At 59.8% G+C, this 25,177-nt stretch carries 16 protein-coding genes and 1 pseudogene; 6 read left to right on the top strand and 11 right to left on the bottom strand.

Annotation, left to right across the window (positions count from 1 at the left end; translation table 11 throughout):
- The 5 genes and pseudogenes from ABJN75_RS11195 to rocF form a co-directional block, all read right to left on the bottom strand.
- A pseudogene (locus tag ABJN75_RS11195) lies at positions 1-610 on the bottom strand (allantoicase); the annotation flags it as partial.
- Positions 611-691: 81 nt separating this feature from the next.
- Positions 692-1,627 (bottom strand): LysR family transcriptional regulator, encoded by a 936-nt coding sequence (locus tag ABJN75_RS11190; RefSeq protein WP_348439674.1) that lies wholly within the window; start codon positions 1,625-1,627, stop codon positions 692-694.
- 229 nt (positions 1,628-1,856) lie between these two features.
- Positions 1,857-2,339, bottom strand: coding sequence for a YaiI/YqxD family protein (locus ABJN75_RS11185; RefSeq protein ID WP_348439673.1), 483 nt, complete (start codon positions 2,337-2,339; stop codon positions 1,857-1,859).
- Between the two features lie 70 nt (positions 2,340-2,409).
- The gene (locus ABJN75_RS11180) at positions 2,410-3,462 is read right to left on the bottom strand and encodes an ornithine cyclodeaminase (RefSeq protein WP_348439672.1); all 1,053 of its coding nucleotides are present in this window, start codon (positions 3,460-3,462) and stop codon (positions 2,410-2,412) included.
- 37 nt (positions 3,463-3,499) lie between these two features.
- On the bottom strand, positions 3,500-4,423 hold the full coding sequence (rocF, locus tag ABJN75_RS11175) for an arginase (RefSeq protein WP_348439671.1): 924 nt from the start codon (positions 4,421-4,423) through the stop codon (positions 3,500-3,502).
- Between the two features lie 261 nt (positions 4,424-4,684).
- On the opposite strand from rocF, the gene ABJN75_RS11170 reads away from it, so the two are divergent.
- The gene (locus ABJN75_RS11170) at positions 4,685-5,119 is read left to right on the top strand and encodes an Lrp/AsnC family transcriptional regulator (RefSeq protein ID WP_348439675.1); all 435 of its coding nucleotides are present in this window, start codon (positions 4,685-4,687) and stop codon (positions 5,117-5,119) included.
- 25 nt (positions 5,120-5,144) lie between these two features.
- On the opposite strand, the gene ABJN75_RS11165 is transcribed toward ABJN75_RS11170, so the two are convergent.
- The 5 genes from ABJN75_RS11165 to ABJN75_RS11145 are packed head-to-tail and all read right to left on the bottom strand — an operon-like array spanning position 5,145 to position 9,554.
- Positions 5,145-5,831 carry a metallophosphoesterase family protein gene (locus ABJN75_RS11165; RefSeq protein WP_348439670.1) on the bottom strand — a complete coding sequence of 229 codons (687 nt, stop codon included), beginning with the start codon at positions 5,829-5,831 and terminating at the stop codon, positions 5,145-5,147.
- The gene (locus ABJN75_RS11160) at positions 5,812-6,822 is read right to left on the bottom strand and encodes an ATP-grasp domain-containing protein (protein ID WP_348439669.1); all 1,011 of its coding nucleotides are present in this window, start codon (positions 6,820-6,822) and stop codon (positions 5,812-5,814) included. Before ABJN75_RS11160 ends, ABJN75_RS11165 begins: the two co-directional genes overlap by 20 nt.
- Complete coding sequence (locus tag ABJN75_RS11155) at positions 6,815-7,540, bottom strand: class I SAM-dependent methyltransferase (RefSeq protein ID WP_348439668.1); 726 nt, start codon at positions 7,538-7,540, stop codon at positions 6,815-6,817. Before ABJN75_RS11155 ends, ABJN75_RS11160 begins: the two co-directional genes overlap by 8 nt.
- 23 nt (positions 7,541-7,563) lie before the next feature.
- Positions 7,564-8,712 carry a methyltransferase domain-containing protein gene (locus tag ABJN75_RS11150; protein ID WP_348439667.1) on the bottom strand — a complete coding sequence of 383 codons (1,149 nt, stop codon included), beginning with the start codon at positions 8,710-8,712 and terminating at the stop codon, positions 7,564-7,566.
- A gap of 2 nt (positions 8,713-8,714) precedes the next feature.
- Positions 8,715-9,554, bottom strand: a complete 840-nt coding sequence (locus tag ABJN75_RS11145) for a phytanoyl-CoA dioxygenase family protein (RefSeq protein WP_348439666.1) — start codon at positions 9,552-9,554, stop codon at positions 8,715-8,717.
- A 288-nt stretch (positions 9,555-9,842) separates the two neighbouring features.
- On the opposite strand from ABJN75_RS11145, the gene ABJN75_RS11140 reads away from it, so the two are divergent.
- Positions 9,843-10,091 (top strand): hypothetical protein, encoded by a 249-nt coding sequence (locus ABJN75_RS11140; protein WP_348439665.1) that lies wholly within the window; start codon positions 9,843-9,845, stop codon positions 10,089-10,091.
- A 92-nt stretch (positions 10,092-10,183) separates the two neighbouring features.
- Here the strand turns inward: ABJN75_RS11140 and ABJN75_RS11135 are convergent, their stop codons facing one another.
- Entirely contained in the window at positions 10,184-10,972 is a 789-nt protein-coding gene (locus ABJN75_RS11135) for a MipA/OmpV family protein (RefSeq protein WP_348439664.1), read from the bottom strand.
- Positions 10,973-11,644: 672 nt separating this feature from the next.
- Here ABJN75_RS11135 and ABJN75_RS11130 point away from each other — a divergent pair.
- The 4 genes from ABJN75_RS11130 to ABJN75_RS11115 all read left to right on the top strand — a co-directional run bounded on the left by ABJN75_RS11130 (position 11,645) and on the right by ABJN75_RS11115 (position 25,155).
- The gene (locus ABJN75_RS11130) at positions 11,645-23,170 is read left to right on the top strand and encodes an inverse autotransporter beta domain-containing protein (RefSeq protein WP_348439663.1); all 11,526 of its coding nucleotides are present in this window, start codon (positions 11,645-11,647) and stop codon (positions 23,168-23,170) included.
- A 367-nt stretch (positions 23,171-23,537) separates the two neighbouring features.
- Entirely contained in the window at positions 23,538-24,056 is a 519-nt protein-coding gene (locus tag ABJN75_RS11125) for a tail fiber protein (RefSeq protein ID WP_348439662.1), read from the top strand.
- Positions 24,057-24,100: 44 nt separating this feature from the next.
- Positions 24,101-24,622 carry a tail fiber protein gene (locus ABJN75_RS11120; protein ID WP_348439661.1) on the top strand — a complete coding sequence of 174 codons (522 nt, stop codon included), beginning with the start codon at positions 24,101-24,103 and terminating at the stop codon, positions 24,620-24,622.
- An 11-nt stretch (positions 24,623-24,633) separates the two neighbouring features.
- Entirely contained in the window at positions 24,634-25,155 is a 522-nt protein-coding gene (locus ABJN75_RS11115; protein ID WP_348439660.1) for a tail fiber protein, read from the top strand.
- The last annotated feature ends 22 nt before the right edge of the window (positions 25,156-25,177 follow it).

Here is a 25,177-nt window from a genome sequence, read left to right as displayed (position 1 = left end):
AGGAGCCGTAATGGGCGTCCGAGAACCCGATGATGCGCCCGCCATTGAGCGCGGCAGAGAGTTCTATGTCGCCCTCGCCAACCTTCGAGCGGTCAAGAAACGGCTGGCCGTAGACCCGGAGCCGCGCCACCCCGCCGTCGGGATAAATATGCAGCCGCACATGGGTGAAGATTTCACACGAGTGCGAAGCCAGGTAATGGTGCGCGTCCGGCCCCAGCGGCGTGGTCGACAGAACCTCGGTCCAAGTGGTTGCCTCATCTGGTTCGCCTGCCACGTTGCAGGCCTCGATGCGGGCCGCGGGAGGATAGTTGCCGGTGAAATGCGACGTGTCGACATCGAAGCCGTCGATCCGGCCGGCGGTTGCCAGGCGGATGACCGCGAAATCATGGCCCAGGACCCGCTTGCGACGGCTTTCCCAGCCGTCCATCCATTTGCCGTTGTCATCAAACTTGTCGGCGATGAAGACCGCCGGCTGATCGGCCAGCATGCGCTCGAGCGGTGCAAAGAACTCGTCGGTGACAAACACAGCCCGGGCGCCCAGCCCGGCAGAGGCAAGGTTGACGGCATTGCGTACAAAACCGGGAAGTTGCGCCGACAATTGCTCATTCATGATAGGGCTCCTGGCAAGATCCGTCCGGACCCGTGCGGCCGGAATTCACATCATTGTATGCAAAGAAAATCGGTTCCGGTTTCAAATTTTTCCTGAAGATGTCGAAGCCGCCATCCGGTCTATCTCCGCGCGGGTTCCCTTGATCACGTGATCGACGAACAGTTTTACCTTGGGGTCCTGCAGCCGTTTGTGCGGATACAGACAGGAAAACGGCTGCGGTGTCGGTGGTGTGGCGGCGGCAACCTGCACCAGCGTGCCCGCATCCAGATGGTTGGCCACGTCATAGCGGGTCTTGTTGACGATGCCGCAATCGGCCAACGCCCAGGCTGTCAGCACATCGCCATCATCGCTCTCCAGCGAACCTTCCGGATGAAAGCCGCGGGTCTCGCCGTCGACGACAAGGTTCCAGTAGAACTCGGTGGCGCCGGGATAACGCAACAGCAGGCATTTGTGCTTGTTCGCGATGATCTCGTCGCCGCTAGCCGGATTGCCATGTGTCCTGATGTAGCCGGGCGAGGCCACCAGCACCCTTTCGAACTCGTGGATTGCCCGAACCCGCATGTCCGAATCCGGCAGCGGGCCTAGCACAAAAGCAGCATCGAGCCCCTCCTGGGCGATGTCGACCTTGCGATCCGACAGCCTCAACCGTACGCTGATATCGGGATATTCGGACTTGAAGGCCGGGATCAGCGGCGCCACCAGCTTCTTGCCGAGCGCCAGCGGCGCGGAGATGAACAAGGTGCCCTTGGGCTGCGCTGTGATTTCCGCAATCCCGCCTTCCACCTCGCGGATGGTGTCGAGGATCTTGATTGCACCCTTGTAGAACAATTCGCCATGCGCCGTGGCGCGCAGGCTGCGGGTGGTCCGGTTGAACAGCCGCACGCCGAGGCTTTTTTCGAGATCCGAAATACGGCTCGAGGAAACCGCCGCCGAAACCCTGAGGTCCCGCGCGGCCGCCGACATGCTGCCCAGTTCATAGACGCGCACAAATGTCTTGAGCATGTCCACATAGGCCATGATCTGTTCCCCCGTCAGTCAATGCCTGCAGGTTATCATTCAAACGTAGTCGTCTGAACGATAACCTACATGCATCATTTCAAAGTGTTACAGCGACCTTTGCGCATCTGATCGGATGCGCGGCACTGTAGCGGGGACAGTTGATCGCGCGGTGTGCGGATTGTCCAGAAAAAACGATAAGCCGGGCCGATTGCCTTGTGTGCAGCGAAAATCGGTCTGGCAAGCCCGCTCAGCCGTGGCGCTTCAGCCGGACCAGGGCCAGATCCAGCGCCGAGAGGAACCGGGACCGGTCCTGGCGGGAAAACGGGGCAGGTCCGCCGACTTGCGCGCCACCAGCCCGCAGATCGGCCATGATTGAGCGTGTCGCCACTGCCATGCCGATGGAATCATGGGTGAAGGGCTTGCCGGTGTGGCTCATCACCGCCGCGGCCTCGGCCTTCAGGCAGCGCTCGGCCAGCAGGATGTCGGCGGTCACCACCACGGCCCGTCTTGTCACGTATTCGACAATGCGGTCATCGGCGGCATCGAAATTGCCCGGCACGATCTCACGCTCCACCAGCGGGTCGGCCTCGATCCGGAAGAAGCTGTTGGAGACGAAGGTGACCCTGACATCGTGCCGAAGCGCCACCTTGACGCATTCCTCGCGCACCGGGCAGGCATCGGCGTCAACAAGCAGGCGGATCGGCAGGGTGTCGGGTGCGGCAGGTTCCATGACGCTGCTTTAACCGCTGCCGGCCAATTCGCCAAGGCCGGCAGGGCGGGATAGGCTGTGATCGTGGAGTTCAGCCTGCTTCACCTGCGCGCGCCAGCATGCCGAACAGGTCGCGCGGGTCATCCGGATCGGCGATCATGTCGAGTTGAACGAAATGTCCGGTCTTGAGCGCCCGCTCATGCACATATTTCAGCGCCGAAAAATCCTCGATGGCAAAGCCGACGCCGTCAAACAGGGTAATCTGCGAGTCTGAGCTCCGTCCTTTCGCCTCGCCGCTGATCACCTGCCAGAGTTCGGTCACCGGATGGTCGGCGGGCATCTGCTGGATTTCGCCCTCGATCCGCGTCTGCGGTGGATACTCGACGAAGATCTCCGATCTGAGAAGAATGTCCTTGTGCAGTTCGGTCTTGCCGGGACAGTCGCCGCCAATGGCGTTGATGTGCACGCCGTCACCGATCATGTTGTCGGTCAGGATCGTGGCGAATTGCTTGTCGGCGGTGCAGGTGGTGACGATCTGCGCGCCCTCCATGGCCTCCTGGGATGATTTGCAGGACGTCACCTTGAGGCCCGCGCCAGCCAGATTGCGGGCGCATTTCGCGGTTGCGCCAGGATCAATATCAAAAAGCCGAACCTCTTCGATGCCGATTACCGCCTTGAGCGCCAGAGCCTGGAATTCGGATTGGGCGCCATTGCCGATGATTGCCATCACTTTCGAGCCCTTCGGTGCCAGATGCCGCGTCGCCATCGCCGATGTGGCAGCGGTTCTGAGCGCCGTCAGCACGGTCATTTCCGACAGCAGTACCGGATAGCCCGATGCCACGTCAGCCAGAAGCCCGAAGGCGGTGACCGTCTGCAGGCCCTGTTTGGTGTTGGTCGGATGTCCGTTGACATATTTGAAGCCGTAGAACTCGCCATCCGAGGTCGGCATCAATTCGATGACCCCGACATCGGAATGGCTGCCGAACCGTGGGGTCTTGTCGAACAGCGGCCAGCGGGTGAAATCATGCTCGATCGCATCAGCCAGTTCCTTCAGCATTGTTTCAATGCCGATGGTATGCACCAGCCGCATCATGTTTTCGACGCTGATGAAGGGGACATAGGCGAGGTGGGAAGGGGGTGTCATGTGTCGTCTCCATGTCAGAAGGATGGGTGTATCGAATTCAGATGCTTTTGTTGACGCGATCGAAAACCTTGCGGCCCATCAGGCTTGCAGTGAGGTCGACCATCAGCCGTGCGGTGCGGCCGCGCTCATCGAGAAACGGATTGAGTTCGACCAGATCGAGTGAACTCACAAGCCCGGACTCGTGCAGCCTTTCCATCACCAGATGGGCTTCGCGGAAGGTTGCGCCACCGGGCACGGTGGTGCCGACCGCCGGTGCGATCGCCGGATCGAGAAAATCAACGTCGAGCGAAACATGCAGCAGACCATTGGCTGCCTGCACCCGCTTGAGGAATGCGGCGAGTGGCGCAACGAAACCGCGCTCGTCGAGTTCGCGCATGTCCACCGGCGTAAGCGCATGATCATGCAGCGCCGAGCGTTCGTCCGGGTCGACCGAGCGGATGCCGAACAGGCAGATTTGCTCCACCGGCACAGGATCGGGAAACGGTGGGAAGGCGTCGAAACCGTCCCGCCCGGCAAGGTAGGAGACGGGCGTGCCGTGCAGATTGCCCGACCTTGTCGTCATCGGCGTGTGAAAGTCGCTGTGGGCGTCAAGCCATAGCACAAACAGCGGCCGGTCCTGCTGCGCGGCGTGAGCGGCGACACCGGCTACGGTGCCGAGCGAAAGGCTGTGATCGCCACCCAGGAAGATCGGAAACCCGGCACCGATGGCCTCGCGCGCCGCATCGGCCAGTGCGCCCTGCCAGGCAATGGTTTCGCCGAGTGAATGAACTGCAGGATTGTTGCAGCCAACGACTTCCGGCGGCCTCGGCGCCACATCGCCGCGGTCGCTGATCGTGCAACCAAGCTCCTCGAGCGTCGCGGCCAGACCTGCGACCCGGTAGGAGGCTGGCCCCATCAGGCAGCCGGGATTGGATTGGCCGCTGTCGACCGGTGCGCCGACCAGAATGCAGTGCTTGTTCATTATGTTGTGCCCCTTTTCAGGAGATTCCTCGCAGAGGCAGATGGCGGTTTGAAGTGGAAAATTCGCCGGTTGCGGCACCAAAACGGCGGTTGCGTCAGCCCGGTTTGCCATTTTGGCAAATCAGCCCGGGACGAAACCGGACCTCTCGGTCAATTCCAGGGTTGTGATGAGGGTGAAAATGGCGCTTTGAATATTGATGCAGGCAAATTATGATCAATTCGAAAGCACAATACATCAGATTGGTAACAGTGCATGTCTGGTTTGGACGATATCGATACGCGCCTGATTGCTGAATTGCGGCGCGATGGACGCGCTTCGATTTCCGATCTCGCAGCGAAACTGAAGCTGGCGCGAGCCACCGTGCGCAGCCGCATCGAACGCCTGATGGCCAGCGGCGAGATCGCCGGTTTCACTGTTCTCACCCGCGCCGACGTGACAGCGGCGCCGGTGCGTGGACTGACGCTGATCGGCATCGAGGGCAGGGGAACGGAACGGATCATTGCGCTGTTGCAGGGGATGCCGGCGGTGCAGGTGGTGCACTCCACCAATGGCCGCTGGGACCTGATCATCGAACTGGCGGCGGAAACGCTGCAGGAACTCGACGACACGCTTGTGCGCATTCGCCGGTTCGAAGGCATCACTTCAAGCGAGACCAACCTGTTCCTGTCGACGCGGCGGCCGCTGAAGCGGGCTTGAGCGGTTTCAGCGGCTTGTCCGCCGGTCAGCGCACCACGATTGTATCGATCCGCCCGTTGATCTGTGCGCCCAACGGCAGGCCGCGAGCCAGAAACGGCTCATAGCCGCGCTCCGTCATCACCGAGATTGTCCGCTCGATATCATAGCTGACCCGGTGAAGCTGCAACTGCCGTTCATGCCAGATCGCATAGGCCGCGCGCGGATCGCCATCGCGCGGCTGGCCGACAGAGCCTGGATTGCAGAACAGTTTCTCGCCGAAACGATGCGAAAACTGCACATGGGTATGACCCACGAACAGCACATTGACACCGTCCGGAAAAATCGCGGCGTCGACCTCCCGCACATACTGGTCCAGCGGATCGTCCGGTCCGCCATGCATCATCAATATGTCGCCGTCGCGCACCAGAGCCGCCGAGCGGCCAAGCCAGGCCAGGCTTTCATCCGACAGCCGCTGGCGGTGGTCATCGATGATCGCGGCCACCACCTTCGATCGGGTGCAGTTTTCGCCGGTGGTGATGTAGCTGTCGTGATTGCCCAGAATATTCGCAATGCCGTTGCGGATCAGCAATTGGCAGCATTCCTCGGGCTCGGCGTTGTAGCCAACGACATCGCCCAGGCAGATAAAGCGGTCGCAGCCGCGCGAGCGGGCGTCTTCCAGCACTGCTTCAAGCGCTGCCAGATTGGCGTGAATGTCAGACAGGATCGCCAGCATGACCGACAAAATCCTCCCCGATGTAATCCTCGTTGTAGCGATGGGCGGTCCCAAACCGGATCAACGGCTGTTCCGGCGTCTTGCCTTCCAGCATGTCGTCGATGCACATCTCCGCCTCGACAAAGCCGAATGCCGCGCGAAGCGAACAGCTGCTTGAAAAGCGCGGGTTGATTTCCAGCAGATAAGGCGTGCCGCCATCAATCCGGAACTGAAGGTTTGTCGGCCCAGCCGGTTGAAAGTGGCGCACGATGCGGCCTGTCAGGTCTGCAAGCGCGGGGTGGTCGAGAACCTCTGCCTCTCCGGTGTGGCCGGAGCGCGTCAGCTTGCGCCTCATAATGATCGGCCCGACAAAGCCGCCATCGCCCAATCCATAAATACCGACAGTGTATTCTTCCAAATCCGTTCCCATGATGGTCTGCAGCAGCCAGTTGTCGCCACTGCGCCTTGTCCAGTAGTCAAAATCCATCGCGTCGTTGAGCCGCACAATCCCGGCCGATCCTTCGCCACGTCTTGGTTTGAGCAAGAGCGGCGCAGGCCCCAATTGCTTCAGCGCATCCTCCCAGCTTCGGGGACGTGCGGACGGAATGGCGGCAAAACCGGCGGCACTGTAGGCGGCATGAAAATCGAACTTGTCGGAGCAAAGCGCGATCAGCGGCTCAGTGTTGAGTGCTAGTTTGACGCCCATGTCGGCAAATGCCGCCCTGTGCCTGTCGAAGAACTCCATGTCGACGCTGAGCCCCGGCAGCACCAGATCGATCGCTTCCCGCCGTATGAGGTCGCGCCAGAAGTCGAGATAGGCATCAGACGCTTCATCAACTGCGGGCTTTTCCGCCACCGCGTCACAGAATGTCCGCGAAAACGGCGTGATCCGGCGGTCGACGCCGACACTCCGCGCCCGTCCGCCCGGACGCAGCGACCGTGCGATGCCCTGACCGATCAGCGCGCCGACACCGGTGACCGCGACGGTGTAGCGGCGTGGGGTCTCAGTCAAGTCTGGCCTCGAGTTCAAACAGCAGCGCCACGCAGAGATCGGGGAAATCCACCCCAACCTTCAGCATCGCCTGAAGATTGGCTTCCATGTCATCCAGCGTCTTGAGAACGCTTAAGGGAAGGGGTTTGAGATAGATCCCTTCTTCCAGCGTGGTGCGGTATCCAGCCGCCTCGATATCGGCGCGCAAGCTGTCGCGGCAGTAATTGCGTTTGTGGCCAAGTTGATGATCGGTGGCGTTGAGCTCGTAGATATCGCCGATCATGCCCATTTCGACTCCCAGCCTGCGGTTGAGCGACTTGGCGTTTGGCACCGCAACATAGATCCTGCCGCCAGGTGCGAGAAATGACCGGTAGCGTTCAAGCACCGCCCTGGGGTCTTCGACATGCTCGAGCACGAAGCCCATCACGATGACATCAAAACGCCGGTCAGGTGTGTAGCTCTCGAAATAATCCTGAACCAGCGTGCCCTTGTACCAGGGATTCCTGGACCGGAAATGGTCAATCACCCTTTGCGATCCTTCGACCACCTCATGATGATCGGCCATCCTGGTGAAATAGGGCACGGTGTAGCCGTGACCCAAACCCAGTTCGAGAACCGAACCGGCATGCCCGATCCTGTTGCCGATACGCTTCGGATACCAGTTCATGATCAGATCGTTTTCGATCTCGACGGATGGGTCGGCCAGATACTTGTCGGCGACGGCGTCCAGGTTTTCCATTGGCAGTTCCTCCGGAAGAGCCCTCAATCGAGGAAGTAGAAGGTCAGGTTGCGCGACTGCAGGCTCTCGACAGACGAGATGATCTGACGAGCGTTGAGCGGATTGAGACCGACGAAGACAGTGCCGGTATCCTCCGGGCAGTCCTCGGGCTTGAGGATCCTGACCCCGTTCAGATCAGAGCCATGCAGGAACCGGTTCTGGTCGAGAAAACATGCCACACGCTCTGGCTGCGACAGGCAGGACAGGATGAAATTGCCGTAAATCCCGGCCCCGTAGATCGCGATCCGTGAATCGGCAGCAAGGGCGCGTTCCTGTTCCGCGACACGCTCGCGTGCGGTGGACCAGAACTCGGTCAGCCGGTCAATGGCGGCTTTCGATCCGGGGATCTCCTGCCCTGTGTGTGAGCCAGCCGCAATGGCCTTGCAGGTGACCACAAATGCGCAAGCATGCGCTCTCTCGTCTATCTCGATATCGCTGAAACCCGCCCGTTCGAGCATCACGGTCAGCGAGCCGCGGCTGAAGTGATTGACATGGTCGGCGACAATGAAATCCGCCCAGTTGGCGTAAAGGTTGGGGACGATGAAATAGAAAATCCCGCCAGGACGCAAGAGCGCCCGGATCTCCGCCAGCACGTCTGCCAGACGGGGAATGTGTTCCAGCGCATAGAAGGAAAGCACCACATCCAGCGATCCCGCCCAGGCCGGATCCGGTTTGTGCGAGGCCGATTTCGCCGGTTTGGGAAAATTGCGCCAATAGGACTGGTATTTGTCGGTGACATCGAACAGGTATGGCTCGACAGTGGGGCTGGCCTGGACGATCCGCCGCAACGTCGCTCCCTTGGCGCACCCGTAATCGAGGATCTTCGGGTTACCCTGCAGGTCGAGCTTGTCGAGCGCAACGGCGGCCTGGTGTTCGGAGCGGTAGATTTCCTTGCCGTTCCTGATTTCGTAAAGCTGGTCGTCATCCACGCCGGATTCGTTGATCGAATATTCCTCGGCGTAAAACCGTTCGAGATCGGGCAGTTCTTCGGTCTGGAGGTGATCGCAGGTCCGGCAATGGAATATGCGGGTCTGTCCCGCGACAACCTTGTTCATGGTGGTAATCGAGGTGTGTTCACCGCCATGGTAAACCGGAGAGCCGAGTTCGGCGGAACAGACATTGCACAGCAGCATGGTCAGGTATCACTCACAAAATTGTCCGGGAAGAGTGTCTCAACTTCGGTGCCTGCGGTTATCGAGGCTTTCCAGCCGATCTTCATGCCCACCGGATCGCTGAAATTGAAGAACCGGCTCTGGATCGACCATCTGGAACGCTCGGACCGGTTTTCGCCGGACCCGTGAATGGTCAGGAAATCCATGATCAGCAGATCGGCCGGCCCGGTCAGCGGCGCGATTTGCTGATACTTCGCGACAACCTTGGCCTCGTCGCGGATGCCGATCTGATAGGCTCCGGCCTTGTCGGCATAGGCGGTCCCCCTGCTGTAAACGCAAAGCCCGTCCTTGTGCGATTTCGGCAGAATGATCACGGCACCCATATCGTCGCGAACCGGCACCAGCGGCGTCCAGAATACGATGCCGTCCATGCTTTGCGGCTGGAACAGGAATTCCTGATGCCAATGGGAGCGGAACTTGTCCTCGTTCGGGTTGTCGATGCGGATTCCGTAGGAAGCTGCGCCGATCCCGGCATGGTCGGTGCCTCTGAGTTCCCTGAACAACTCTTCCGAGCGCTGGTTTGAAATCAGGCGGAGAAATGACGGGATCTGCTTGGTCAGATCATAGACCTCACCGGCGTATTTGCGGTCGTGCGCCAGCAAAGTGTAATAGCCTTCGTCAAAGCTGTCGGGACTGAAGCCGTCCCTCGACAACGCAATCCCGTGTCTCTGGGCCACGAGACCGATGATCTCGTAAATATCGCGCTGGATCGGCAGGATCTCCGCTTCAAGATCATGGAAATTCCTGATCAGAAGATAGCCTTCGGTGTTGAAGAAATGTCGATCGTCGGGACTGATCATCATGTCGACTCGCTGGTTGTCGCTGGACCCAACCGGCAATGCGATGGTCTTTCCGCTTCCGCCCGCCGCTCCATCGCTTGCGTAACGAGATCGCGACCGGTTTCGAGTCCGAATCAGGAAAACTCTGGAATATGACTATCCCGCTAGGCTTGCGCGGGGCAATCCGTGACGGTCGCGAGGGAAGGGTCGGCCAGCGTTGAATGGAACCATGGACGGAGAGTTGCGTTGATCGGGCATGTGGCTGCTGACCGCCAGCCGCCCGACTTCAAACTTCCCAAAAGGAGAAGGTCCATGGCCCATCATGATGTGAAAGCGGACATCAGAGCGATTCTCGATGATCCGAAACTTCCGATGTCCGAAAAAATTGCTCAGCTTGAAAGCATGCGCGAGGGGGCCCGCGCGGAGATGCGCGCTGCCACCGAAAGCGCAATGGTCGATGACAACGAGGTCGGAGACGACCTCAAGCTGCTTGATCGCGTACTTGAGGATCTCGCCGTCCATCCCCGCTCTATCGAGGATGGCGGGGGAGCCACGCTTTAGGATCTTTCCGTCCGCGAAGTTGACGGAGCCGTCATTGACCGGCCCGGCGGAGCTCGAAATGCTTCGCCGGGTTCAGGTGTGAAGATCCGGCCTCAGAATGCGATGTCGAACTTGCGCATAACGCCGAAGGAGAGGCTGTACTGGTCTTTTGACCCTTGCGCCGTGATCGGCGATCGCGCCGCGTCACCTGTCAGCCGCGACCATCCAGCGCCAGCCTCGACGGCCCATGCCTCATCCACCTGATAGCGCACTCCGGCTTCCAGACCGGCGCTGACCAGCCCGCTGCCTGTTGTGGTGGCAGGGAACCGCGCGGAGGCTTCCGCCGCACTGATGCCGAAATAGGTATTGGTGAAGGTCGAATCCGCAAAACTCAGCCGCGGACCGCCATGGGACGTCCACTGGTCTCCGGCATTGACAATGAGATCGGCGCCCAGGTTGCCGCGAAATCCTTCGTGGCCGCCAAATCCCCGCCGTACCTCGCCCATGATGCGGAAATGCCCCATCTGGTATTTGGCGGCCACCCCGAGTTCGACCGCGGTATCGATGGTATTCAGACCGGCAAGTTCCGGTGAATCCTTGACCGAGCGCTCGGAGATCACTTCCAGAGCAGGGCTCAGCGAAAAGCCTTCCTCGCTGCCGCCGCCGATGGTGAAGCCGTTTGGCAAGGTCAGCCGTTTCATCCGGAACAGCGGCGTCGGGGACAAAATGAGCTTGCTGGATCCGAAATAACTCGGTGTGACCTTGCCGGCCGCCCCCAGTTCGAAAACGATGCCGGGCCGGGCAGCGCTTGCCGCCTGATCCTGGGCATTGGCCTGCAAGACACCGCACAACGTGACGGAAGCGAGCAAGCAGGTCGTGGTTGTTTTGGGAGAAAAGTTCATTGTCGGGTCCTGGCGATCGGATGCGATTTGCGGCGTGGGCTGACCATAATTGGTGAAGGTTAACAAGCCGCGGATGGGAAGGATACGACTGCTGATCTGATTGCAGGCAACCGTATCGGCACCTCTGCGCCATGTACAGCAGAGCTTTGTCCCGAATGGTTGGGAATGGTTGGGAGAGGTGTGTTTTTTGAACCTTGATTGGTTCAACCGGACCGGTTTTACGTTCTGCCCGAAAGCCGGGGAACTGCGATGGCAAGCCGCTTCGCTGAGACCGGTGATATGATTGGAATTGTGCGATTATTTCAAAATCCGACGCCGGATGAGAGAATAGGCTGGCGATTCATTCCTGAATCAGCAGGGCAATGATCGAAATATGAATAATCCATATAAAATAGTTGGGGCGATCGTCTAGGATCTACGAGATGGATGAAAAAATTTCAGTATTTTTATTGGTGAGATGAAGAAAGTTGTTGGGCATCTTCGATTTTGGTTCTGAATTCATCGGCTTTTTTTTGAAATTTGGTGTGGTTCATCTGCAACTCTTGCTGACCAATTAGGAGAAGGTTGAAACAGAAGGTTGAATTCAACCCCAAGATATGTTCCATGATTTCCTTAGGTAAGAAATTGTTAATATCTGCTGTGAACGCGACGGCGTTTACCCTGGGGGAATAGGTGTTTCATTTTCGAAACAAGCTGGCGTGCTCGTCATGTCTGACGGCGACTTTCGCGACATTGACGGCCGGACTGGCCTCCGCTGCGGATTCCAGGGATCCCTGGAAAAACCTCCGCAGTGACGATGAACCTGCCGGCAAACCCCAGGCCGCGCGCGTTTCAAAGCCTTCGAAAGCAACCACGCTGGAGGCTGCCGATGCGACCTATGCGATCAATCAGCAGGATCTTGACCACAATCTCAATGTCATTCTCGACCGGACCTATGGCGCCAGCGGCCCCGGCAAGGACGGGCGCAAGTTCATTCCCGGTCTCGATGGCCTCGCCGGCGACAGGAAATGGCGTCCCCACATCGAGTTCACGGCCGCACCCGGCGGCAGCCGCACCATGGGCCAGATCAACCTGTTTGCACCCTTGGCGCAAGACAGCGATTCGCTGTTGTTTGTCGACCTGCGCACATCGGCCTGGACCAATGATGTGCAGGAGGGGAATTTCGGCCTCGGATATCGTCAGATCGTGCCGGGCGGTTTCTTCGGCACGGATGCTATTTTCGGGGTTTACGGCTTTGTCGATGCCCGTCGCTCCGCCTACGACAACATGTTCTATCAGGGCACGCTTGGCGCCGAACTGATAACCGAGAACTTCGAATTCCGCGCCAATGCCTATCTGCCCGGCGACAAACAGTACACGGTCGGCACTGTCGGCTCGGGCGTCACCCTGAACGGCAGGAACTTTGTCTACTCGGGCAACAATCTGGTGGAGCGGGCATTGCCAGGCTTCGATGTTGAAGCCGGCATCAAGCTTGATTTCTCCGAAGCCGCCATCCGTCTCAATGCCGGCTATTTCCGGTTCGAGCGTGGAAACACGCTGGTGGAGGGGCCGCGCTTCCGCGCCGAAGTCGAGATCGACGATCCATTCGGACTGAACGGCGCCAAGCTCAGTATTGGCGGCGAGATCCGCACCGACAAGGTTCGCGGCACCGAGGCCAGCGGCATCGTGCGTTTGCGGATGCCGATCGGCGGCTCCAGCGAAACGGTCGAGGCAGAGCGGCAATTGAGCGGCCTTGACCGGCTGATGACGCGGCGGGTTTACCGCGACGATGACATCGTCACGCCGGTTGTTGCCGGGAACAACGTCAATGCAGGGGCGGCGGTGACGGATGCGATATCCGGCGAAAGCCTGCAGGCGTTCTACGTCGCCAACTCCGCGCAAGGCGCAGCGGATTGTACGAGTGTGGCCAATGCCTGCGACTTTGTCACCGCGCAGGGACTGGCCGGCGTCGGCGATACCTTCCTGCCCGTGGATGTGGCCGGGGCCATCGGATCGGTGTTCACACTCAACAACAACCGCCAGCAGGTGATCGGCGCAGGCGACACCGGCAGCGCGACGGTTGTTCTCTCCGATTCCGCCAGCAGCGTCGTGGTTCTGACCAGTCTTGGCGGGCGGCCGATTGTCACCGGGATCAACATCGGGCATTTCGCCGACACCCGGATCGCCGGGCTTATTACCAATTCCGCGACGGGCATCACTGGTGACGGCATGACCGGCACGATTGCCATCAGCGATGTTCAAACCAACAATGGCGGATTGAATTTCGCCAATTCCGCTGCCACGATTGCTGTATCCGATACGGCTCTGGACAGTGGCGCGGCCACCGGTATCGCGCTTGCCAACCTGACGGGGACCGTCAGTTTCGCCAATGTCGATCTGACGAGCGCCGGCGGCACAGGCTTGAGCATCGATGGCGGTTCCGTCAATGCGGCGTTTGACGCGGATTCGTCGCTGACCCAGTCGGGCGCGGGCGCCACGGTGGAAGTGCTCAACAGCCACACCGGCACATTGACCAGCGAAGCGACGATCAGCGCGGCCAGTGGGACGGGCCTGCAGTTCAACAACGCCGACGGCACCTACAATTTCAACGGCGTGTCCAACCTCAATGGCGGCGATGCCGGCATCGATATTCTTGGCGGGTCTGCCGGTACTTTCAGCTTCGGCGCCAATACGGCGATCCTGTCGCCCACGGGAATGGCCTTCAATGTGGACGGCAGCGCCGCCACAGTGAATTACAACGGCACGATCACCCAGAACAACGCCGCAGTAGCCGTCTCGGTCACCAACAACACCGGCGGAACCATCACATTCGCTGGCCTGGTGACCGCCAACACCTCGACCGCCACGGGCGTCGATCTTGTTGACAATACTGGTGCGGATATTGCGTTCACCGGCGGGCTGAACATCGACACCACCACCGGCACGGGTTTCAGTGCGACGGGCGGCGGCACGGTTTCGGTTTCAGCGACGGCGGGCGACGAAAGCATCATGTCGACTGGCGGCCAGGCGCTTGATCTCGATGGCGTGAGCATCGGCGCGGGCGGCATCGGGTTTGACAGCATCTCGTCGACCGGCAGCGCCACGACCGGCATCACGATTGACGGTGTCGGCGGCGGCGCGTTCATGGTCTCGGGCGCCACAACGGTGTCCGGCTCGACCGGCAACGCCATTCAGCTGACCGGCAACAGTTCGGTGATCGGTTTTAACGGCGCAACCACCATCACCATGACCAATTTCGCGGCGGGCGTCGATTTCTCCGGAACCACGTCCGGCGCGGTCAGCTTTGCGGATCTCGACATCGCGCTGCAGACCGGCAACACCACCGGCATCGATTTCTCCGGTGCGATCCTCAACGCCAATGTGACCGCCACCGATTTCGACCTGGCTTCCACCAGTATCGCCGCGACAACCGGTGTTAATCTGTCGGGCACGACCGGAACAGGAACCATACAGCTCGGCGACAGCAATGTTGCCGGCGCAAGCGCGACGATTGCCGGTGTCAATGTTGGGGTTCAGTTCGATGCGGCCACCAACGCCACCTTCATCTTTGGCGACGGCGAGGCTGCCACCGACACCGGCTCGTCGATTTCCGGCACGATGGCGATTGCGGGCGGTTCGGCGGTCACGCTCGGGTCCTATGATTTCGACGATGTCGGGGCTTTCACCGGCACGCTGGACTTTGCCTCTGGCGGTGGCGCCGGCCTGGTCTTCGTGGCGGCCACGGCGACGGGCGACGGATCCGGCTCGGATGTCGACAACCGCGCCAATGTGATCACCGCCGACGCCATTGCGGCTACCGGCACCACCTTCGTGCTGATCAATGACGGCGCGGCGATTGATGATGCCGACGGCTTCAGCTTGACCGACGGGCAGACCATGGCCTCGTTCGGCAATGGCCGCACATTTGCCACCAGCGGTCTGGCAATCCCGGCCAATTTCTCCGGCGTTCCGGGTGCGGGCGTTACGGTCACCGACCCGACCGGAAACGGCGCTGCGATCCTGACCCGGACCGGCGGCGCAGGCGACACGCTGACAGCTTCGGGCACGGTCAATCTGCAGGATTTTGTCATCGAGAATGCCGCGGCCGGAGCGGGCCTGAGCGCGACCGGCGGGACCGGGATCGCCTCGACCGGACTGACTGTGCAGAATGTCGCCGGGCAGGGCATTGATCTCAATTCGCTGACCGGTGCTGCCTCGACGTTCGACAACACAATGGTCTCGACCACCGGCAACGGCGTCGACATCGTCAATTCCGATGTCAATTTTACCGGCGGGCTGGATATCACCACCACCACCGGCACCGGCTTCAACGCGACCGGTGGCGGAACCGTCTCGGTGGCTGCCACTGCGGGCACCGAGCAGATTGTGGCGACCGGCACCGGCACGGCGATCAACTTTGATGGCATCACGGTTGGCGCCGGTGGCATCAATTTCGATCAGGCGACGACTGCGGCAACCTCGACCGGCACCGGCGTTGACATCAACGACGCCACGGGTGGCGCAATCACCTTGGCCAATGTCAGTCTTGCCGGGACTGCCGTGACATCGGGGCTGGATGTTTCCGGCAATGCTCGCACTTCCAATGTGGTGGTGACCAGCGGCACGATTGCCAATGGTGTGGCCCTTTCGGGCAATGGCAGTGGCACCGTGACGATCGGCGCCAGCATCAGTGATACCGCAGGCTATGCGGTGCAGATCGCCAACCGCGGCGCGGGCGCCGGCCAGGTCGATATCAATGGCGCGGTGACCAGCGGCACTGGTGCGGTCTCGATCCAGACCAACAGCGCAGGCATTGTCAATTTTGGCGGCACGGTGACCGGCACCGGTGCCAACACGTCTGGAGCCATCAACATTGATGCCACCACCGGCGGCACTGTCACGTTTGCCGGCCTCGTCGATATCGATGTCAGCGGTGCCGGCACCGGGGTATCCATCGCCAATTCGAATGCCGGCGGCATATTCAATTTCACCGGCGGCCTCGATATCAATTCGGTCGACGGCACCGGCTTCGAAGCACTCAGCGGCACGATCAGCGTTGCCGCGACTGCCGGGGTCGAAAGCATCACGGTAGGCAATGCGGCCGCGCTGGTTCTCAACAGCGTCACGGCAAATCTGACATTTGACGAAATCAACGCCACAAATACTGCCAAAGCATCGATAGATATCGACAATTCCGATGGCACCTTCGCGCTCAACGGCGGCACGTTCAACACTGTTGTGACCGGGACGGATTTCTCGACCATCGACATCGATCAGAACGATGCCGGCGCCACCCGGGCACTGAACGTTGCAATCTCCGGCGTTACCATCAACCACGACGCAAGCGCGACAACCGGCGGCGATGAATTCGGCATCAATTCGCTGACCCAGGGTGACGACAGCCTGGTGATTTCGATTGCCAACTCGAATTTCAAGACCGAAGATCAGGGCGTGATGGTCACATCGACAAACGCGATGACCACCGTCACTGATTTCTCCAACAACACTCTGTTCGGCGACGCCACCGCATTCAATCCGGCATTTTTCCAGAATGGCGTGCAGTTCGTTGGTGTCGTCTTCGACTCCGATCTGGGCACAGCGGGATTGCAGGAGGTCTCGGGCGGGGCCTTTGTCGCAGGCACACTCGCCGAACGCGTTTCAAACGGTGCGTCCTTCAGCGACAATATTCCAGGTGTTGGAGCGGTTGCTGTATCGAACCAGGGCACCCTGAGGTTTTCCAGTTACAATGTTTTCGCCTCGAACCTGGGACTTTACAGTGCGGGCAACCAGGCTACGGCGACGTTGGCAACCGATGGCGGCAACATAGATGCGCTGAATGTAACTTTTGGAAGCGTGGGCGCTTCTGTGGATCTTGATGTCACCCTGGATTCACTGACACTGTCGGGCGGGCTGGTCGGCCTGCAATTTGGCACCGTGTCCGGAAGTTTTTCGGTTACCGGTTCGAGCAGCATAGCTGTCGGCGCAAGCCAGACCGGTATCTATCTTTTGGGCGCGACCGGTGCCACCATTAGCTTCGCCGATCTTGACATAGCCCTGACCGGTAACAATGCGACCGGTATCGATTTCTCCAATGCAACAATCAACGCCAATTTCACGGCAAACGATTTTGACATAACCTCGACTTCGGCCACCGGCACCATCGGCATAGACCTTGCGGGAGCCACCGGCACGGGAACCATCCAGCTTGGCGATACCAACACCAATGGCGGCGCCAATGTCACCATCGGCACCGCCGCCAACATGCTGGCGGTCGGTGTTCAGGTGGATGGCGCGACAGATCTGGCATTCGTGCTTGGCGATGGCGACGGAACCACTGGCGACCTGGTCGCTTCCGATATCCACGCCACGACGGCGGTCAACGGAACACTGCCCGCCAACGGCAGCTACAATTTCCGCGACATCGATTTCAACGCCAGCGGCGTCGCCAATATCTCCGGCGGCGCATCCTTTTTTGTCTTCGACGAGGAAGGCACCTCTGGCGCAGGCACCTTCGCGGACCCCGGTACGGCCGCGCAAGCCGCTGCGGCATCGGTCGATGTGCTGGTCGCAATCGACAATTCCGCGGTCCTCGGTTCTTCGGTCGATCTGAGCAGCGTCGGGCAGGGCGCGATCAATACGCTGACGCTCGATGACAATCAGGCGCTGATCGGTCTGGTATCCGGTCAGTCCATCGACGCAACCACCCTGGGGCTCGGTCTCAGTGCCGGCGCGCCAGCAAGTTTTCTGTTCACCGGGATTGGGGGGACGACCACCATTACCGGATCAGGCTTGGCGGGCGGCGGTCTGGCAACCATCATCACGACCGGTGCCAACAACACCGTGGCGCTCACCGGAACGTCGGCGATTCAGAGCGTCATCATCGCCAATGGCGGAACCGGCGACGGCATCAACGGCTCGCTTGGCGCCGCGGAGAATGTCGTTATTCGCTCCAGCACCATTGGCGGCGGAACTGGCGGCGACGGCATCAACATCGCCACCACGGCCGGTGCGTCGACGTTTGATTTTTCCAATCTGACCATGTCGAGCGGCTTGCGCCTCGATGGCACCGCCGGCGGAACTCTTACCGGCACGGCGACGGGCACCAACACCATTGCCAGTGCCGCCGGAAAAGGCCTTGATCTCGACACTGTGGTGATTGGTGCTGCTGGTGTGACCTTCGACAGCGTCTCCTCGACCAATGCCGGCGACGGCAATTCCGGCATACTCCTCGACACGCTCTCGGGTGCGGGCTTCGTGGCCATCACCAGCGCGACGGTTGTGGATTCCGGCGGTTTCTCGGGCGGCCATGCCATCGACCTGACCAATATCGGCATGACCGGGGCGCTGGATATTGCCAATGTCGACATCGACCTGCCGAACACTGGCGGCAACAACCTGCGCGGTATCCTTAGCAATGGCGGGCACACCTCGACGATAAATCTGGGCACCGGCGCCGGCGGTGTGGCCATCGACTCGGCTGCGATCGGCATACAATTCAACGGCTCCGCGGGCGTCATTAACATTGGCACGGGTGCAGGCTCCGGCGGGATCGAGCTCAACACCCAGGGCGGCGGCATCCATATCGGTGACGATTCCACCGGAACCATTACGATCGGCACCACCGCGACCACATCTGTGATTGACGCTGGCAATGTCTTCGCTAGCTCACCCGCCATTGCCTACAATCAGTCAGACGCAACGGTGACGATCACCCGGATTGATATCAATGGCACCGGGGCCGGCGCGTCCGGACACGGCATTCATTTGCTTGACAATGACGCGGACGGCTCGTTCACGCTGACCGGAACCAACACCATCGACAACACCGGCGGCAGCGCCATCGTCATCGACGACACCATTGCGTCTATCTCGAATGTCACCATTGGCGGTTCGGCCACCGGAGCCGGCAACGACATCACCGGCGCGGGCATTCGCATCGAAGGCACCGACGCGATTTCACGCACGGTGGCGCTGTCGAACATCACCATGGGATCAGGCGGCGTCGGCGACACCGGCGACGTGGCCGGCATCGGCCTCGACATCAATTCCTCCGGCGCGGGCATTCTCACCGTCAACCTGACCGGCACCAACGAGATCCGCTCGACCGGCCAGGCGCTCGATGTCGACGAGACCGGCGCCGGCACGGCCAACAATCTGCTGCTGAGCATCGACAACACCACTTTCGAAAGCGGTTCGGCGGGCCAGACCGTTGAAATCACCGGCCAGAATGTCACGACTCAAACAAGTTCCATCGGCATTCGCAGCTTTTCAGGCAACACGGTCACAGGCAATGGAACCGCCGGCGGCATCACCTTCACCGCGGTCGATTTCGATTCCGACGGGTTTGACTCGGCAGTTGCCGGCGGCACGCTCAACATTGGTCAATCGGCTGGCGCGCGCGTCAGTGGCAAGGGTCTCTCCTTCATCGACCCGACCGGCGATCTCGGCTTCACCACGCTCAATATCTTCAACGATGGCAACACCGGGCTCGAGGTCGACACCAAGACCAATGGCTTCAACACGGTCTTCAACCTGACCAACAGCGGCGGCAGCGTCGACACCACCAATGGCACGGCACTGTTCCTCGATCCGCTGACCATGAACCTGGCCTTCGGCACGGTCACCGCAACCGGCGGCACCAACGGCGTCTTCATCGATGCCGGCGATGCATCCGGCGGCGCGGGCGCTAACGCACTGACTATCACCACGCTCAATGTCACCGGCTCCACCGGTGCGGGCCTGCGGATCAACAATTCCACCGGCACGTTCAATTTCGGAACGACCACGATCAACAATGCGGCCACCACCGGCGGCGGCGTGGATATTGACGCGACCGGAACCGATACAACAAATGTGAATTTCAGCAATGGTCTCGATATCGACACCGATAGCGGCGCCGGATTCCACGCAAACGTGTTTGCGCCGTCGACTTTCAATCTGGAGATTGCCAACGCCGGGACGGAAACCATCAACACGGTGACCGGCCAAATTCTGAATATGCTCAATGTCAACGGTGCCGGAACCGGAATAAATTTCGACAGCCTCACCAGTACCGGCACCTTTGGTGGAGATGCCGTTGAACTTGACCTGGATTCGGGAACCTTCAACGGTGGCGCTGTCACGATTGCCGGAGCAACCTTCGACGGTATCAGCCTCGCCGGGAGCGGCGGAACCATCAATTTTGCCAGCGCCACGATCGACAATGCTGGCGTGTTCGCGATCCGGACGATTTTCGAAGGAACCGCAACATTCACAACCGTCAATATTGATGGCGGCAATCATGGTGTCCATGCCAACGGTGATGGCACGTTGAACATCATTGGCGGTACGATCGGCGCCACGACCGGCACGACCGGCATCGCTGTTAGCGTGACATCAGGCTCTGGCGATGTCAGCATTGGCGCGAGCATCACCAACAGTTCCGGGAATGTGTTGCGGGCCCTCGCCGCCCGCACCGGCACCGTCACGCTTTCGGGTGCGATCAATGACACCGGAAGCGGCATTGTGATCTCAAACCAGACGGGCAGCACCTTCAATTTCACCAATGCCAGCAAGGTATTCAACACCGGCGCCAACGATGCCATCACATTGACGAGCAACACTGGCGCGACCATCAATTTCACCGGTGGCGGGCTCGACATTGACACCACCACCGGCACGGGGTTCACGGCCACCGGCGGCGGCACGGTCACTGTGACCGGTGCCGGCAATTCAATTGCTTCCACCGGCGGAGCTGCGGTGTCCATGGACGGCGTGACCATCGGCGCGGGTGGCGCCACATTCGCCAGCATTGCGTCCGGTGGCGGCACAAACGGCATATCGCTGCAGCATGTGGATGGCGCATTTGCCGTCACCGGCACTGCGGCGCTGAACAACTCCACGTCTGCGGGCCTGAATCTGCTCAACTCCGACGGCGGAAATGACGGCAATCTGACATTCACCGCCAACACCTTGAACATTTCCAATGCCAGCGGTGGCGGGGCGTTTGTTCAGCGCGGAACGGGCTCCGGGAGGACCGACTTCGACGTCACCACCGGCACGATCAGCAGTGGCAGCCGGACCCCGATTTTCATCGCCAATTCCGGCGCCGCAACCATTGATCTGGGCGCGACATTCGCCAGCGTCAGCATGAATGGCAACGCCAACGGTGTCTACATCCAGAACAGCCTCGCCACCGGCACAATCAGCGGTGCGCTTGACACCGGAACCGGTGGGACGATCCAGAATACCGGTGCAAATGCAGTCAACATGAACCGCCTTTCCGCCAACATCACCATCGGATCGGCAATCACAACCGCCAGCGGCGGCATCCGTGTCACCAATCAGGTCAGCGGCACCAACACCTTCTCAGGCGTCCATACCTTGACCGGCGCCGGCTCGGGTTATCTGTTTGACAGCAATGCGGGAGGATCAACCACAATCAGTGGAAATGTTGCCGCAAGCACGCTCAATGGCTCAGCACTGTCAGTCAACAGCAGCGCAGCCCACACAGTCACGTTCTCCGGCACCAACACCGCGCTTTCCACCACCTCAGGCAACACCGTCGACGTTTCGGGCGGTGCCACGGTCAACTTCAATTCCACCGGCACCAATACCATCACCGCTACGACCGGCAAGGGTGTCGAGGCCAATGGCGGCGGCACGGTGGTGATCGGCGGAACCGCCAGTGTGTCCACCACCACCGGCACGGCGGTGGATATTCAGAATACCACCATCGGCGCGTCAGGTGTGACGTTTACGAGTGTGTCAGCCAACGGCGCAGTCAACGGCATCGTGCTCAATACCACAGGCACGACGGGCGGCTTCACGGTGACCGGCACCGGAACCACAGTAGGTTCGGGCGGCACGATCCAGAACACCACGGGCAACGCGATTCAGATCACCGACGCCAGTGATATTGACCTGCGCAACATGAATCTCACCAATGTTGCGAGCAGCAATGGGTTTGGAAGTGCCGTATTTGGCGGAGATATTGCCGACTATGTCGCCGCAATCAAGTTAAGCGGCGTCACAGCCCTGTCGCTCAACAATCTCGACATCAACGGCGGCGAGACCGGCGGCGTCAACGACAATCTCGGTCAGGTCGGGATTTCCGGTCAGGCCGTGTCGGGTCTGACCATCACCGACACCACGGTGCAGAACTTCGGCAACGCTTCGGGTGAAGACAACATCCAGTTCCAGGGCCTTACAGGGACGGTGGACATCACCAACCTGATCAGCCGGGATAGCGGGGGTGATCTCTTTGCTGTCGACAATACCGGCGCTGGCGGCACGGTTGCGGGCGGCAACCTGACCATGACCGTCACCGGTTCGACTTTTGACGAAACGGTCAATGGCGTTGGCGCAGGCGGCCTCAGGCTGTCGGTTAACGGCGCTGGCACCACAAATGTTTCGGTCAACACCAGCCAATTCGGCAACGGCATCGCCGCGCTCTCCAATAATGGTCTTCAGGGGACCGGCCTTCAACTCGATGTCGGTCGCGGCCATGTCGGCACGCTGACAGTTGAGGACAGTACCTTCACTGGCATGAATGTCGCGATATCAGGCACGCTGGACACTGCTGGCGTGGGCGTCGGTCCGGAACTGACTGTCAATATCCGTGATGGCGCCGATGCCGGAACGGTTGGCAACACAATCCACACTGTCCGCGCGTATGGCATAAACCTGTTTACAAACGGTGGCTTGGCGACGAATGACGGACGCCTGAATGCAACGATCACCAACAATGTCATCGGGCTTGAAAATGTAGCCAACTCCGGCTCACAATTTGGCAGCGGCATTCGCGTCGACAATGAGGGGGGCAGCACGGTCAATGTCCTGATCGACAACAACACCGTTCAGGGTGTGGGCGATGGCGCGTTCAGCGGGTTCGAAGGCATCCAGATTTCGAACGGAGGAACTGCCAGCACGACCAATGCCACGATCACCAACAACCTGATCCGGGATATCTTCGATGATCGTGGACTTCAGATCGAAAGCACGGTCGCCGGCGGTGTGGTCTGCTCGAATGTCACCGGCAATACCTTCTCGGGTGACATTCACGGAGACACGCCGCTCAACGCCACGACCAGTGTGATGCATGTTCGCCAGACCGCGGGTACCCATAACGTGACCCAGGCATCTGCCGCCAATCTGGCCACCGAAAATGGTCTCGCTGTCAATAACGTCACCGAAACAGGGGCTATCACATACAGTCAGCCGGCATGCGTGCTGCCTTAGGCCGGGCCGGTTGGCGACAACGCTTTGCTTGCATACCCATCCAGCGGTGAACTGAGCTTCTCCGCTTTTGATCGAGCAAAGCGCTTGGATTTCCTCGGGTCCGGGAATTGCACGTTTTACGGGTTTTTTCTAATCTCTGCTTGCGACCCTGTGAAAAGCTGATAATATTAAATCAAATTGATATTACTTCTAGCAGTAATGTGTGTCGCTGAGTTCGATAGGCGCAGGCACCAATTCTGATTGATGCATTAATTGAGAAATATATTTTCTCAATTGTTTCGCTCGTGAGTTGTAGATGGTCAAATTCTCCCGCAGCACTCAGTGTTATGTCTGATATTTATATAGGCTTTCGGGGAGATAAAGAATTATGTCCGAACCATTCCTTGCCGAAGTTCGTTTGATGGGGTTCAATTTTGCACCACGTGGATGGGCTTTCTGCGATGGTCAGATCTTGCCGATCAATCAAAATCAATCGCTGTACTCATTGCTGGGCACGACCTATGGTGGTGATGGGCGGACGAGCTTCGCGCTGCCCGATTTGCGCGGCCGGACGCCGCTTCATACCGGTAACTCCAATGGCGGTGTTGATCATAGTCTGGGCCAGAAAAGCGGCGAAGAAACCCACACACTCGGCGCCGTTGAAATGCCGCAACACACACATTCGATGGAGGCGGGGTCAGTTGATGGCAATACGGTCAACGCCACCGGGGCCTTGCTCGCCAGGGAGGCAGGGAACCCGTATTCGGCATCGTCCGCCGGACTGGCAAATTTTCGTTCCGGGACGGTGGCCAACGTTGGTGGCGGTCAGGCGCATGAGAATATGCAGCCTTACATTGCTGTGAACTTTTGCATCGCGCTGCAAGGTTTGTTTCCATCGCGCGATTAAACGGCGCGGGCGCAATTTCTCCAGAGGCTTGGGAGGCCGCTCTAATGTCCGAACCCTTTGTTGGCGAAATCCGTATGTTTGCGGGCAACTTCGCCCCGCGCGGCTGGGCCTTTTGCGACGGCCAGCTTTTGGCGGTGTCGCAAAATGATGCGCTGTTCTCGCTGTTGGGTACGATTTATGGCGGCGATGGCCGTACCACATTCAGTTTGCCGGATATGCGTGGTCGCTTGCCGATCCATGCCGGACAGGGCCCGGGATTGTCGGAGCGACGGCTTGGCGCAAAGGGCGGCGCCGAGGCGGTGACGTTGACCGTCAACCAGTTGCCGAGTCACACGCATCCGGCACAGGGAACCCCGGCAAATGGCGACTTGCCAGACCCGGCGGGCAACAGGCTTGGCTCAAACACGATTCTTGAGCCCTTCAGCCTCACCGAACCACTGGATGAAAATATGGCGGCGTCTGCGATCACGAACATCGGCGGGAGCCGGTCGCACAGCAATTTGATGCCCTTTTTATGCGTCCATTTCATCATCGCGCTGTTCGGCATTTATCCGAGCCGGCATTAAGGAGGTCAGACATGTCCGAACCGTTTATTGCCGAGATCCGCATCTTCGCCGGCAATTTTGCACCGCGAGGCTGGGCCTTTTGCGATGGTCAGTTGTTGCCGGTGTCGCAAAACACTGCTCTGTTTTCGCTTGTTGGCACCACCTATGGCGGTGATGGCCGCTCGACCACCGCTTTGCCGAATCTGCAAGGCAGAGCGCCGATGCACCCGGGCCGCGGGCCGGGCCTGACTTCCCGGAGATTGGGGCAGCGCGGCGGAGTGGAGATGGTTACGCTGAGCGAAGCGCAATTGCCACAGCATACTCATACAATGCGCGCATCGGGAGAAAATGGCGAACAAGGGTCATTTGCCGCAAATGTTGCGTTGGCGCGGTCGCGTGGCGGTGCATTGTACCAGTCGAACGTGGCAACCGGTCACGAAGCGATGGCTCCTCTGCCAAGCGCCGGCGGCTCGCAATCGCACAACAATATGCAGCCGTATCTGACGATGAATTTCATCATTGCGCTTCAGGGCCTCTATCCATCGCGCGGCTGACGCGCGCCTGTGTGCGCGAAGC

Origin of the sequence: Hoeflea sp., from assembly GCF_039975035.1 — a bacterium.
GTDB lineage: Bacteria > Pseudomonadota > Alphaproteobacteria > Rhizobiales > Rhizobiaceae > Hoeflea.
Note: the sequence above shows the minus strand (reverse complement) of the source record. Positions and strands in the feature narration are given on the sequence as shown.

Coding starts and splice junctions, on each gene's coding strand:
- ABJN75_RS11190 (WP_348439674.1), bottom strand. CDS start 1,627: ATGGCCTATGTGGACATGCTCAAGACATTTGTGCGCGTCTATGAACTG.
- ABJN75_RS11185 (WP_348439673.1), bottom strand. CDS start 2,339: ATGGAACCTGCCGCACCCGACACCCTGCCGATCCGCCTGCTTGTTGAC.
- ABJN75_RS11180 (WP_348439672.1), bottom strand. CDS start 3,462: ATGACACCCCCTTCCCACCTCGCCTATGTCCCCTTCATCAGCGTCGAA.
- rocF (WP_348439671.1), bottom strand. CDS start 4,423: ATGAACAAGCACTGCATTCTGGTCGGCGCACCGGTCGACAGCGGCCAA.
- ABJN75_RS11165 (WP_348439670.1), bottom strand. CDS start 5,831: ATGCTGGCGATCCTGTCTGACATTCACGCCAATCTGGCAGCGCTTGAA.
- ABJN75_RS11155 (WP_348439668.1), bottom strand. CDS start 7,540: ATGGAAAACCTGGACGCCGTCGCCGACAAGTATCTGGCCGACCCATCC.
- ABJN75_RS11150 (WP_348439667.1), bottom strand. CDS start 8,712: ATGCTGCTGTGCAATGTCTGTTCCGCCGAACTCGGCTCTCCGGTTTAC.
- ABJN75_RS11145 (WP_348439666.1), bottom strand. CDS start 9,554: ATGATGATCAGTCCCGACGATCGACATTTCTTCAACACCGAAGGCTAT.
- ABJN75_RS11140 (WP_348439665.1), top strand. CDS start 9,843: ATGGCCCATCATGATGTGAAAGCGGACATCAGAGCGATTCTCGATGAT.
- ABJN75_RS11135 (WP_348439664.1), bottom strand. CDS start 10,972: ATGAACTTTTCTCCCAAAACAACCACGACCTGCTTGCTCGCTTCCGTC.
- ABJN75_RS11125 (WP_348439662.1), top strand. CDS start 23,538: ATGTCCGAACCATTCCTTGCCGAAGTTCGTTTGATGGGGTTCAATTTT.
- ABJN75_RS11120 (WP_348439661.1), top strand. CDS start 24,101: ATGTCCGAACCCTTTGTTGGCGAAATCCGTATGTTTGCGGGCAACTTC.
- ABJN75_RS11115 (WP_348439660.1), top strand. CDS start 24,634: ATGTCCGAACCGTTTATTGCCGAGATCCGCATCTTCGCCGGCAATTTT.